This window comes from Pseudomonas sp. FW305-96 (assembly GCF_058783825.1).
In genome coordinates, this window is record NZ_JBYSYW010000024.1 from 1 (window position 1) to 12404 (window position 12404).

Below are 12404 nucleotides of genomic sequence, written 5' to 3' on the forward strand. Positions count from 1 at the left end.
CCTTAGCCCGCCCTCCCCTGTGGCAGCCATGACCGGCTGCCCCTGGGAGCGGCCGGCCCGAATAAAGAGAAACGACATGCTACGTAAGACCCTTCTGCCCCTGCTGCTGCTGGCGCCCCTGGCCCAGGCCGTTGCCGCCGAGCGTGCGACGCTGATGTCGGTGTACGCCCAGGTGGTCGAGCACAACAGCGACATGGCCGCCGCCCGCGAGAACTACCTGGCCCGCCGCGAGGCCGTGCCCCTGGCCCGCGCCCGCCTGCTGCCGCAGGTGGCCCTGGATGCCGAGGCCGGCGACGTGCGCAGCGACCGCCGCCAGGTCGAGCAACGCAGCGGCAGCCTGTACCGCCTGAGCCTCGACCAGCCGTTGTTCGACCTCAGCCGCTGGTTCGACTACAAGGCCGCGCAGTCCGAGAACGAACAGGCCGAACTGGACTTCTCGGCATTCCAGCAGCAGCTGATCCTCGACACCGCCAGCAGCTACTTCGACACCCTGCTGGCCGAGGACAACCTGGCCACCGCCAAGGCCGAGCTGCGCGCCTTCGACCGCCAGCTGCAACAGACCCGGCTGAGCTACGACGCCGGCCTGTCCGACCAGAACGACATGCTCTCGGCCCAGGCCAGCTTCGACCGCGCCAGCGCCAACCTGATCGACAGCCAGCGCCGCAGCGAGGACGCCTACCAGGCACTGATGCGCCTGACCGGCCAGGCCCAGCCGGCATTGGCCGGGATCCGTCACAGCCTGCCGGTGCAGGCGCCGGTGCCCGAGCGCGCCGAGGCCTGGGTCGAACAGGCCATGGCGCAGAACCTGCGCCTGCGCGCCAGCCAGGCCGCCGTCAGCCAGGCCGGCCAGACCCTGCGCAGCAGCAAGGCCGATCACCTGCCGACCTTCAACCTGGCCATGGGCTACGCCGAGGGTGACAGCGACCTGATGGACTCCAGTGCGCACTTCGGCCAGCGCCCCGGCAACCAGCGCGACAGCTCGGTGATGGTGCAGATGAAGCTGCCGCTGTTCAGCGGCGGCGGCACCAGCGCGCGGGTGCGCCAGGCTACCCATGAGCTGGCACGCACCGAGTACGGCCGCACCAGCCTCGAACGCGAGGTGCTGGAAGGGTCGCGCAATGCCTTCCGCGCGGTGGTCAGCGATGTCGAGCAGGTGCGCGCGCGGCGCCAGAGCATCATCTCCAGCCAGGGCTCGTTGCGGGCGACCGAGGCGGGTTATGAGGTGGGCAGCCGCAACATCGTCGATATCCTCGATGCCCAGCGCGACCTGTACAACGCGGTGCGCGACTACAACGTCTCGCGCTATGCGTACATCGTCGACAGCCTGCGGCTCAAGCAGCAGGCTGGCAGCCTGAGCCCGGAGGACCTGCGCGAATTGGCGGGGTACCTGAAGCTGGATTACGAGCCGGAGCGGGATTTCCTGCCGAGTGATCTGCGCGGGTGAAGCATTGGGATCGTCGGGGCCGCGCAGCGGCCCCAACGTTTTATCGAGTCCTGTTATTCATCCCCAACTCCATATCATCAATCAACGCCTTGGCCATGGCGCTCAACATGCGCGCTGCGCTGCCCGCCATCAGGTCGCCTTCCATCTCGGCCTCGCAGGTGAGGTGGCGAATGCAGCCAAGCAGCACCGACAACTCGCTGAAGGCATCCGCGAAGGGAATGCCCGGCTCGACCTTGAACAGGTCCATGCAACGGGTCCGGCCTGCGGTACGTGCGTTGGTCATGGCTGCACCTGCGGCTTGTGTTCGAGCAAGGCACAGGCAAGCTGGCCAAGGTAGTCGCTGGCGGTGAACAGGCGGTTCTGGGTTTCGCCAGGTTCGGTCTTGAAGTAGATATCGAGGACATCAGAAATAGCCGTGGCCACTTCGACGGCGGCGGTCATGGCTTCTTCGCGGGTGAGGGTCGGGCGGATAGCGATGAAGGGGGCTAGACGCGGTGGGTCTGGGACGATCTTTTTCATAGTCAACACTCCTGCGCGGTTCAAGAATGCTGCCCTCCGGCGCCTTTCTCACGGGACAAAGGGTGGCAGCCGTGCACGGGGTGAGAAACCGAGGCGCAAGAGAAACTCGGCCAGACCGAAGTCTGCCCGGGCACGGCTGCCATAACTGGATTGCCGATAATTTACGCCTCGGGTTCTCACACCCGGTCACCTGGTGTGGCGACCCAGTGAAGTTATCCGTGGGGTATTTCCCCGACAACGCAGCAGCTTCCGGCAAGCGCGTAGGATAGTTCCCAAGCTTTGCTGGCTGAAGCATTTGGTTTCAGGTTCGGAAAGATCCGACAGATCGCCGGGGCTGCTGCGCAGCCCTTTCGCTGGCAAGCCAGCTCCCACAGGAACGGCGCTTGGCTTGAGGGCGGCGCGGTCGGGGTGGGAGCCGGCTTGCCGGCGATGCGCCGCGTCAGCGGCGCTCGATTACTCAGGCGCTACGACAATGACGCCAAGCACCTGGCCCAAGCCCCATCACCCCGGCCGATACTCCCGGCACCGCTCCCGCAGTATCTGCGCCAGCAACCGCACCTCGGGACTGTGCCGGTACTCCTCGGGATACCCCATGTACATCGGCACCTCCCGCTCCCGCTGATGCTGCAGGTTGACCCGCACCAACCGCCCTTGCGCCAACCCCTGCTGCACCCGATGCTCCGGCAGCCAGGCAAAGCCCATCCCCCGCTCGACGAAGCTCTCGGCCGCCGCCAGGCTGCTCACCGTCCAACGCTGCGAGGTCCCTAGCCAACCACTGTTCTGCGAATTGCGCGTGCCGGAATCGCGGATCACCACCTGCCGGTGGTTCTTCATGTCGTCCAGGCTCAACTCGCCCTGCGCCTCGCTGAGCGGGTGGCTGGCCCCCACCACACAGATCAACGAGACATTCAGCAAGAACTCCTGCAGATACCCCGAGGGCAGGCTGCTGGCGATGCCCAGCTCGACCTTGCCGTCCTCGAGCAACTCGCGAGCCCCGGACAACGCCGTCTCGTACAGGCGGATACGGTGATCCTTGTACTCAAGGGCAAACTCCTGCAATGCCTGCTGCAGCAATTCGATGGGGAACAGCACATCCACCGCCAGCGCCTGTTCGGTGAACAACCCGGGCTGGTACTGGTTGGCCAGGTGCTCGAGTTTCTGCGCCGCGCCCAGCAGGTGCTTGGCCTGAGGCAACAGCGCCTTGCCCAGCGAGGTGAGCACGGCCTTGCGCCCTTCGATGATGAATAGCTCCTGGCCCAGGAGCATTTCCATGCGGTTGACCGAATGGCTGATCGCCGACTGCGACTTGTACATGTGCTCGCCGGCCTGCTGGAAACCGCCGCACTCGACCGTGCAGACGAACGCGCGCCACTGATCGAGACTGATCTTGGAAAACACCACTACCTCCTTGTGTGCCCGGAAACCGGGCGACGAATCCTTTGTCCTGCGGCGTTGTACCACAGCTGCCGCCAACACATGAAGACCGTGCCGCGATGCGCGCACTTTTTGTCACTATTCGCCCAGGCACGCTTCGTGCGACAACAACGTCCCGCACAGTGCCTGGCACTAATGGATGAATAATGGACAAGGAAGTCCCGACCATGCAGATATGCACAAGCGATACGGCATAAATATATAGCCGAAACAACAGGTCAATCAGGCGACAACACCGCCATAAAATTTTCATATTAAAACAATTGAAAATTTTAATTGCCCTATTGTTCGACAATCTGTTCATCACCCCTTTGCATAAGCCGCGTGGAATCACGGGGCGCACGCCTGCGCGCGATAAATAAAATGCAAACTTTCCGCACCCGGAAAACCATGAACAGGCGTCATCAATCCCATCTGAATTATTCGCTTTTTTTGGCAAAAGCTTCAGCCGCAATAATTAAATGGCCAGCAGGGACTGGCACCGGAACAACAAGACCGGTTGTGTATTTTGGGATTTTTTCAACAGTGAAAAATAATTGGGCATACACATGAAAATCGGCATTGATGATATTGGGCTGTCTGTACCGCAACACTTTTTCGCACTGGAAGAACTTGCCGAACGGCACGGTATCGACCCGCAGAAGTACCTGGTCGGCATCGGCCAGGAGTTCATGGCCGTGCCGGCCCCGGACGAAGACATCGTGACCCTGGCGGCCAACGCCGCCCTGCCGCTGCTCGATGACGCCACCCGCGCCTCGATCGCCACGGTGATCCTCGCCACCGAGAGCGGCATCGACCAGTCCAAGGCCGCCGGCCTGTTCGTCCACAGCCTGCTCGGCCTGCGCGCCGACTGCCGCGTGGTGGAGTTCAAGCAGGCCTGCTACGGCGCCACCGCCGGCTTGCAGATGGCCCGTGCGCTGGTCGCCCAGCGTCCTCACGAAAAGGTGCTGGTGATCGCCACCGACATCGCCCGCTACGAGCAGAACTCCGAGGGCGAATGCACCCAGGGCGCCGGCGCCGTGGCCATGATCGTGGCCGAGAACCCGCGCCTGCTGGAACTGCACCCGCACCAGGGCCGCTACAGCCTGGACGTCTCGGACTTCTGGCGGCCGAACCTGCGCAGCACCGCGCTGGTCGACGGCAAGCTGTCGATCGAGGTCTACCTGGAGTCGCTGCGCAACGCCTGGCAGAGCTACCGCGCCGACGGCGGCCTGGGCCTGGAGGACATGAGCTTCCTGTGCTTCCACCAGCCGTTCACCAAGATGGCGAAGAAGGCCTTCTCGGTGTTCGAGGCGATCGAGCCTGAAGCAGCCAAGGCCCTGGGCGAGAAGGCCTACGCCACCAGCCAGCTGTACGGCAAGGCCATCGGCAACTGCTACACCGCCTCGCTGTACATCGCCCTGCTGTCGCTGCTGGACAATAGCGACGAGGACCTGACCGGGCGCAACATCGGCCTGTTCAGCTACGGTTCGGGCAGCGTCGGCGAGTTCTTCAGCGCCACCGTGGTGCCGGGCTACCAGGCCCATTCGCGGCGCAAGGCGCATGCGCGCATGCTGGCCAGCCGCACCCGCCTGGGCCATGAGCAGTACAGCGCCTGGTTCTACGGCGACAACCACCCGGCCGTGGCCGACTACAGCACGCCATATGTCACCGGCGGCGCGTTCCGCTACGGCGGTTGCGAGGGCTACCGCCGTCAGTACGAGAGCACCGCCCTGTCCCTGAAGATGGCGAGCTGACGACCATGAGCGACGTGCTGCTGAGCTGGCCGCAACCTGCGGTCGCCTGCCTGACCCTGAACCGTCCGCATGCCGGCAACGCCCTCGACGAGGCCCTGCTCGGGGCCTTGCACGAGCAGTTGCAGGCCCTCGTCGAGCACCCCGGGCTGCGCGCCCTGGTGCTCGACGGCGCCGGCGAGCACCTGTGCACCGGAGCGGACCTGGAGTGGATGCGCCGCAGCCGCGAGTTCGACCATGCGCGCAACCTGGAGGACGCCAGCCTGCTGGCCAACGTCCTGCAGCGCCTGGACGACTTCCCGGTGCCGGTGCTGATGCTGGCCCGCGGCGCGGTGTTCGGCGGGGCCTTGGGCCTCTTGTGCTGCGCCGACCATGTGCTGGCCGCCGAGGATGCGCGGTTCTGCTTCAGCGAGGCGCGCCTGGGCCTGGCCCCGGCCTTGATCAGCCCCTACGTGGTGCGCGCCATGGGCGTGCGCCAGGCACGGCGCTACATGCTCTCGGCCGAGGTGTTCGGCACCGAGGACGCGCTGCGCCTGCAGCTGGTCCACCGCCTGGTGCCCGCCGCCGAGCTGGAGCAGGCCCGCGACCGCTGGCTGGCCACCCTGCTGCAGACCGGCCCCCAGGCCAGTCGCGAGATCAAGCAGATGCTGGCGCGCCTGGCAGGCCGCGACCACCTGCTCGACGAGCAGGGTTGCAACCTGCAGCTGATCGCCCGCCTGCGCACCTCCAGCGAGGGCCAGCACGGTCTTGCCGCCTTCTTCGAACGCAGCCGCCCCGACTGGGCGCAATGAACCCTGGGTGCGCGGACCACGAAGCCCGCGCCGTTCCGGCGTCGCCGACGACGCCCGACCTATGAGAAAAGGATTTTGCCATGTGTGGTTTCATCGGTGTCTACCAGTCCAAACGCAACAGCATCAGCGACCAGTCGATCCTCGACGCCCTGGCCGCCATCAACCACCGCGGCCCGGACGAGCACAGCCTGTGGCGTGACCCGGGCGAGCGCGCCGTGCTTGGCCATACCCGCCTGAGCATCATCGGCCTGGACAACGGCATGCAGCCGATCGTCGCCGACGAAGGCGACCTGGCGGTGATCGTCAACGGCGAGTTCTACGACCACGAGCGCATCCGCGCCGAGCTGCAGGCCGAAGGCGCGATCTTCAAGACCGCCTCGGACAGCGAGATCGCCCTGCACCTGTACCGCCGCTCCGGCATGGCCGGGCTCAAGGAGTTGCGCGGCGAGTTCGCCATGGTCCTGTTCGACCGTCGTCGCCGCCTGATGCTAGCGGTGCGCGACCGCCTGGGCATCAAGCCGCTGTTCTACACCCAGCACGAAGGCAACTGGTACTTCGCCTCCGAGATCAAGGCCCTGCTGGCCGCCGGCGTCAACCCGACCTGGGACGAGAACGCCTATGCCAGCCGCGCCTTCTACCTGCGCGACCACACCCTGTTCGAAGGCGTGCGCAGCGTGCAGCCGGGCTGCTGGGTGATGGTCGACCACGGCGGCCTGCACAGCGGCCGTTACTGGGACATGGAGTTCGCCCGCCGCGACACCCCGGCGCCGAGCGACGAGGCCGGCATGATCGAGGCCGTGCGTGCCTCCATCGAAGAAGCCGTGCGCCTGCGCCTGCGCGCCGACGTGCCGATGGGCGTGTACCTGAGCGGTGGCATCGACTCCTCGGCGATGCTGGGCATGGCCACCGCCCTCAAGGGCGAGCCGCTGGATGCCTTCAACCTGTCGTTCACCGACATGGACGACTACGACGAGAACCGTTTTGCGCGCATGGCCGCCGAGCACAACGGCGCGCGCTTCCACACCATCGAGATCACCCAGGACGACCTGGCGGATAACTTCGAGCAGGCGGTATGGCACAACGAGACGCCGTTCTTCAACGCCCACGGCGTGGCCAAGTACATCCTCAGCAAGGAAGTGCGCAAGGCCGGCCTGAAGGTGGTGCTGACCGGCGAAGGCGCCGACGAAGTGTTCGCCGGCTACCCGCACTTCCGCCGCGACATGCTGCTGTACAACAACGAACAACAAGACCCGAAAGTCATCGACCTGCTGCGCCAGCGCATCCAGGCCAACGAGCAGGGCTACACCAACGCGCACATGCCCCACGACATCCACTGGATGGTCGACCAGCTCAAGCACGGCGTGTCGTGGCTGGACAACCAGGCCGGCTGGTTCAAGGCCCTGGAGAGCCTGTACCGCGGCGACTTCCGCGACCACTTCACCGGCGTCGACCCGTACCGCCAGTTCTTCGACCGCCTCGACCACGGCAAGCTCGCCGACCGCGACCCGGTGCACAACTCCATGTACCTGTGGGCCAAGTCGTACCTGCCGAACTTCGTCCTCACCACCCTGGGCGATCGCATGGAAATGGCCAACAGCATCGAAGGCCGCGTGCCGCTGCTCGACCACCACGTGGTCGAACTGGCCTGCCAGCTGCCGGTGTGGATGAAGGTGCGCGGCGCCACCGAGAAGTACGTGTTCCGCGAAGCCATGCGCCCTTACCTGCCCAAGGCCCTGTACGAGCGCAAGAAGCACTACTTCCGCGCGCCGCCGGCCACCCTGCAGCAGCAAGGCCGCCTGTGGCAACTGGTGCAGGACACCCTGCACAGCCGTGACCTGGACGCGCTGCCGTTCTTCGACGCGGCCAAGGTACGCAGCCTGCTCAAGCAACTGCCGACCCTCAGCGCCCAGGAACAAGGCCTGCTCGACCCGATGCTGATGGAGCTGACCAGCCTGTGCCTGCTGCAGCGCCGCTACCGCATGAGCGGCCAGAGCTGGAACACCTTGAGCGAGGTGGCCGCATGAAGATCGCGATCATCGGCGCCGGCCTCAATGGCCTGGCCTGCGCCCTGATTCTCAAGCGCTTCGGCCTCGAGGCCACGGTGTACGAGCGGGCCCATGGCCCGCGCGACTCGGGCACCGGCATCTACGTCTGGCCCCAGGGCGTGCAGGTGCTGCGCTTCCTGTTCAACGACACCAGCTTCATCGGCCGCGGCAAGGCCATCGAGTTCCTCGACACCCATGGCCGCGACGGTCGCCTGATCCACAGCCAGCCGGTACGCCCGGACGGCCTGGGGATCCCGGCGCCGGCGGTGATGTTCCCACGCCCCGAGCTGTTCGGCCTGCTGCGCGAACGCCTGGCGCCGGGGCAGATCCGCTACCAGATGGGTTGCGAGAAGGTGGAGAAGGTCGGCGAACAGGCGCGGGTCACCTTCAGCAACGGCGAGCAGGAAGACTTCGACCTGGTGATCGGCAGCGACGGCGTCGGCTCCACCGTGCGCCAGTGCCTGGAGCCGGGGCTGACGCCCTATGACACGGGCCTGGTGGCCAGCCGCGGCATGGTCGAGTTCGACTCGCCGCTGCTGCTGCCCGACCGTTGCCAGATCTTCGCCTCGGAGTTCTCGCGGGTGGTCACCTACCCGCTGGCGGCCGACCGCCCGTACCGCTACTGGTTCGCCGCCTACCAGCACCGCAACCAGCCGCTGCTCGACCGCGACGGCCTGGTGCGGCTGTTCGCCGACCTGCCGCCGGATGTGGTGCGGATGATGGAAGCCACCGAGCACGAGCAGATCCTCACCCACAAGATGATGGCCCTGACCGGCGCCGGCTGCTGGCAGAACGGCCGCGTGGTGATGCTCGGCGACAGCATCCACGCCATGCTGCCGACCCTCGGCTACGGCCTGACCCTGGGCCTGGAGAACGCCTTCATGCTCGCCCAGGCCCTGGTCGGCTGCTGCGACGAGCGCCTCGACAGTGCCCTGCAGCGCTACGAGATCCGCGCCGCCGAGCGTTCGCGGGTGATGCTGGAAGTGATGCGCGACATGACCGACCTGTACTACTTCGAGGAAGACAGTGCCATGACCTCGTCGCGGATCCGGCCGATCGTCGAGCGCTTCCACGACCTGGCCCTGACCACGGTGTTCTGAGGAGATCGCCATGACCGACGCATACCGCCAGCACCTGCAGGCCTTCGTCAGCGAGCGCATCACGCCGAACGTGGCGGCCTGGGAGCAGCTCGGCGCCTACCCGGCCACGCTCAACCGCGAGGCCGGCGCCGCCGGCCTGCTCGGCCTGGGCCACGACCACCGCCAGTTGCCGGACGACCCGCGGGCCGTGGCGGTGCTTATCGAGGAGCTGACCCGCAGCGGCGCCCAGGGCATCACCATGGGCCTGGGCTCGCACTTCGTCAGCCTCAAGGCAGTGCAGGCCACCGGCCACCCGATCGTCCACGACCTGGTGCCGGCGGTGCTCGACGGCCGCCAGAGCATCGCCCTGGCGATCACCGAGCGCCAGGCCGGCTCCGACCTGCGTGCCCTGGAGTGCCGCGCCACACGCCAGGCCGACGGCTACCGGTTGAACGGGCACAAGGCGTTCATCTGCAACGCCACCCGTGCCGATTGGCTGCTGATGGTCGGCCACTGCGAGGACGGCCTGGCGCTGTTCCTGGTCGAAGGCTCCGCCGCCGGCATCCGTCACACCCCGCGCCAGGCCCTGGGCTGGCGCTGCCTGCCGCTGGCCGACCTGGAGCTTGTGGACGTGCCAGCGCTGCGCCTGACCGGCAAGGGCGGCGTCGGCCGCCTGCTGCAAGCCAGCCTGCAGCAGGAGCGGCTGAACCTGGCGGTGATGGCCATCACCAGCGCCGACATGGCCCTGCAGGCCGCCATCGACTGGTGCAAGAGCCGCCAGGTCGGCGGCAAGCCGCTGTTCGACAAGTCGGTGATCCGCCAGCGCCTGGCCGAGCACTACGCGCAGCTGACGGTCAGCCGCCAGTTCGTCGACACCTGCGTGGCCCGCCAGGCCGAAGGCACCCTGGACGCGCACCAGGTCGCCATCGCCAAGAACAGCGCCGTGCAGACTTTGGAAACCCTGGCCCGCGACGCCGTGCAGCTGCATGGCGCCCACGGCTGCGTCGAGCCCTCGCTGGTCGAACGCATCCACCGCGACGCCCGCCTGCTGGCCATCGGCGGCGGCACCCACGAAATCATGCTGGAAATCATTGCCCGGCACCTGTGAAGGATCACACCATGAGCACCATCAGCGACCACGCCGCCGCGCACTCGCGCGCGCTGCTCGAACACGCCTACCAGCGCTACTGCGGGCTGAAAATGCTGGAACAGTCCCCCGGCCAGTGCACCTGCCGGCTGACCGTTACCGATGCCATCGACAACCTGAGCCAGACCCTGCACGGCGGGGTGATCTACTCGATGCTCGACGTCACCAGCATGCTCGCCACCCTGCCCCTGCTGGGGCCGGACGAGTACGCCCTGACCAACAGTTTCAACACCCTGCTGCTGTCGGCCACGCCGCGCGATACCGAGGTGTTGTTCCATGCCAAGGTGATCCGCGACGGTCGCAATCTGATGTTCACCCAGGCCGAGGCCTGGCGGGTCAACGCCGACGGCAGCCAGACCCGCATCGCCAGCGCGCAGTTGAGCAAGTTCAGGCTCAAGCGCGAGTGGTAAGGGCGTAATCACCCATCACGTTCATCGCGGGGCAAGCCCGCTCCCACGCGATTTGTGGGAGCAGGCTTCCCCCGCGCTCGTTCCAGCCCAGAGCCCCTGGCGATACATGACAACCTTAAGGGTAATACCCTGATTATCTGCGCTTTTCACTCCCGCCCGATTGCTCAAGACTGGCTATCACACACATCACAGAAAGGATTCGCGCAATGAATCACAAGGTCCTGGTCATCCGCTCCTCGATCAAGTCCGACGGCGGCTTCTCCGGCCAACTGGTGGACAACTTCCTCAAGCAGCTCAAAGAGGTCAACCCCGAAGCTTCGGTGGCGGTGCGCGACCTGCACACCCAGCCCATCCCGCACCTCAATGCGGTGACCATGGACGCCCTGTTCGGCGGCGACGCCAGCAGCATCGAGGCGGCTGCGGCGCTGAAGCTGTCCAACGAGCTGATCGAAGAAATCCAGGAAGCCGACCGCGTGGTGATCGGCCTGCCGCGCTACAACTTCGGCGCACCATCCATCCTGCACACCTGGGTCGACTACATCGTGCGCGGCGGCGTCACCTTCACCTATGTCGACGGCGCCCCGGTCGGGCTGCTCGACGACAAGCCGGTGCACGTGCTCAACGCCAGCGGCGGCGTCTACAGCCAGGGCACCGACACCCTGGCCGGCTGGCTGTCGCAGACCCTGGGCTTCGTCGGCCTGAACAGCGTCGAGTTCATCTACGCCGAAGGCCTGGGTATGGGCGAAGAGAGCCTGGCCGCGGGCCTGGCCGCCGCCAACCTGAAGATCCAGCACAGCATCGCCGCCCTCGGCGAGCGCCCATGCCCAAGCCTGGCCACCGCAGTAGGGAGGTAAGATGACCCGCAGCCAAGACAACCCGTCGGTCCAGGAGCTGTTCCTCAGCGAACTGGTGGCCGAGCCCAACCGCTACCACCTGTACATCTCCCACGCCTGCCCGTTCTCGCACCGGGTGCACCTGGTGCAGAGCCTGCTGGGCCTGGAAGATGCACTGGACGTCACCTCGGTGGGGGGGCCCCCCCCCCCCACGACCAGGGCTGGGAGTTCGACGAGCACGACCAGGACCCGCTGCACAAGGACGTCACCCTGCTGTCGAGCCTGTACGAGCGTTCGCGCCCCGGCTTTGCCGGCAACCAGTCGGTGCCGGTGCTCTGGGACCGCCAGCAGAACCGCATCGTGCACAACGATTCGGCCGAGCTGGCACTGCAGATGGCCACCCGCCTGCTGCCCCTGGCCAAGACCCCGATCGACCTGGTGCCCGACCGCTCCAGCTGTGACATCGTCGAGCTCAACCAGTGGCTGCACACCAACATCAACCGCATGGTCTACCACATGGGCTTCGCCCCGGACCAGGCGAGCTACGACGAGGCCTACAAACAGTTCTTCGCGGCCATGGACACCCTCGAGCACCGGCTGCGCAAGCAGCCGTACCTGGTGGGCGGCAAGCTGAGCCTGTCGGACCTGTTCCTGCTGCCCACGCTGATCCGCTACGAGGCGGTGTACTACGTGCACTTCAAGGCCAACCACAAGACCCTGGCCGAGTACCCGGCGCTGTACCAGTACCTGGTGCGCCTGACGCAGATCCCGGCGATCTACCGCACCATCGACATGGCGCATATCAAGCTGCATTACTACTACTCGCACAACCACATCAACCCGACCCGGATCGTGCCGCAGGGGCCGGCGTTGAGCTGGTTGAACTGAGCAGTTGGCGTTGCTGGGAGCGCGCTCCTTCTTCTACCTTTTTCCACGGCATGAACAACAAGGGCGACCCGAGGGTCGCCC

General features: G+C 66.1%; 12 protein-coding genes. 9 read left to right on the forward strand and 3 right to left on the reverse strand.

The genetic code is table 11. The features are described from left to right. Positions 1-76 precede the first annotated feature (76 nt). On the forward strand, positions 77-1444 hold the full coding sequence (locus tag AC3WL2_RS17650) for a TolC family outer membrane protein (RefSeq protein WP_102683552.1): 1368 nt from the start codon (positions 77-79) through the stop codon (positions 1442-1444). Positions 1445-1484: 40 nt separating this feature from the next. Here the strand turns inward: AC3WL2_RS17650 and AC3WL2_RS17655 are convergent, their stop codons facing one another. From AC3WL2_RS17655 to AC3WL2_RS17665, 3 genes are all read right to left on the reverse strand, one after another. Then, a complete protein-coding gene (locus AC3WL2_RS17655; protein WP_038705692.1) occupies positions 1485-1691 on the reverse strand; it encodes a DUF3077 domain-containing protein in 207 nt (68 codons plus the stop codon). A gap of 32 nt (positions 1692-1723) precedes the next feature. Next, entirely contained in the window at positions 1724-1963 is a 240-nt protein-coding gene (locus AC3WL2_RS17660; RefSeq protein WP_102683553.1) for a hypothetical protein, read from the reverse strand. A 501-nt stretch (positions 1964-2464) separates the two neighbouring features. Further along, positions 2465-3361, reverse strand: coding sequence for a LysR family transcriptional regulator (locus AC3WL2_RS17665; protein ID WP_046856506.1), 897 nt, complete (start codon positions 3359-3361; stop codon positions 2465-2467). A 584-nt stretch (positions 3362-3945) separates the two neighbouring features. Between AC3WL2_RS17665 and AC3WL2_RS17670 the strand changes: the two genes are divergently transcribed. From AC3WL2_RS17670 to AC3WL2_RS17705, 8 genes are all read left to right on the forward strand, one after another. After that, on the forward strand, positions 3946-5133 hold the full coding sequence (locus AC3WL2_RS17670; protein WP_102683555.1) for a hydroxymethylglutaryl-CoA synthase: 1188 nt from the start codon (positions 3946-3948) through the stop codon (positions 5131-5133). 5 nt (positions 5134-5138) lie between these two features. Continuing rightward, entirely contained in the window at positions 5139-5921 is a 783-nt protein-coding gene (locus AC3WL2_RS17675) for an enoyl-CoA hydratase-related protein (protein WP_102683556.1), read from the forward strand. Positions 5922-6001: 80 nt separating this feature from the next. Beyond that, the gene (gene asnB / locus AC3WL2_RS17680) at positions 6002-7945 is read left to right on the forward strand and encodes an asparagine synthase (glutamine-hydrolyzing) (protein ID WP_102683557.1); all 1944 of its coding nucleotides are present in this window, start codon (positions 6002-6004) and stop codon (positions 7943-7945) included. Next, on the forward strand, positions 7942-9066 hold the full coding sequence (locus AC3WL2_RS17685) for an FAD-dependent oxidoreductase (protein WP_102683558.1): 1125 nt from the start codon (positions 7942-7944) through the stop codon (positions 9064-9066). Before asnB ends, AC3WL2_RS17685 begins: the two co-directional genes overlap by 4 nt. 10 nt (positions 9067-9076) lie before the next feature. Then, positions 9077-10153, forward strand: a complete 1077-nt coding sequence (locus AC3WL2_RS17690; protein ID WP_102683559.1) for an acyl-CoA dehydrogenase family protein — start codon at positions 9077-9079, stop codon at positions 10151-10153. Positions 10154-10164: 11 nt separating this feature from the next. Next, positions 10165-10602 (forward strand): PaaI family thioesterase, encoded by a 438-nt coding sequence (locus AC3WL2_RS17695; protein WP_102683560.1) that lies wholly within the window; start codon positions 10165-10167, stop codon positions 10600-10602. Positions 10603-10808: 206 nt separating this feature from the next. Then, positions 10809-11456 carry an FMN-dependent NADH-azoreductase gene (locus AC3WL2_RS17700; RefSeq protein WP_102683561.1) on the forward strand — a complete coding sequence of 216 codons (648 nt, stop codon included), beginning with the start codon at positions 10809-10811 and terminating at the stop codon, positions 11454-11456. Between the two features lie 303 nt (positions 11457-11759). After that, the gene (locus AC3WL2_RS17705; protein ID WP_102703526.1) at positions 11760-12323 is read left to right on the forward strand and encodes a glutathione S-transferase C-terminal domain-containing protein; all 564 of its coding nucleotides are present in this window, start codon (positions 11760-11762) and stop codon (positions 12321-12323) included. Positions 12324-12404 lie beyond the last annotated feature (81 nt).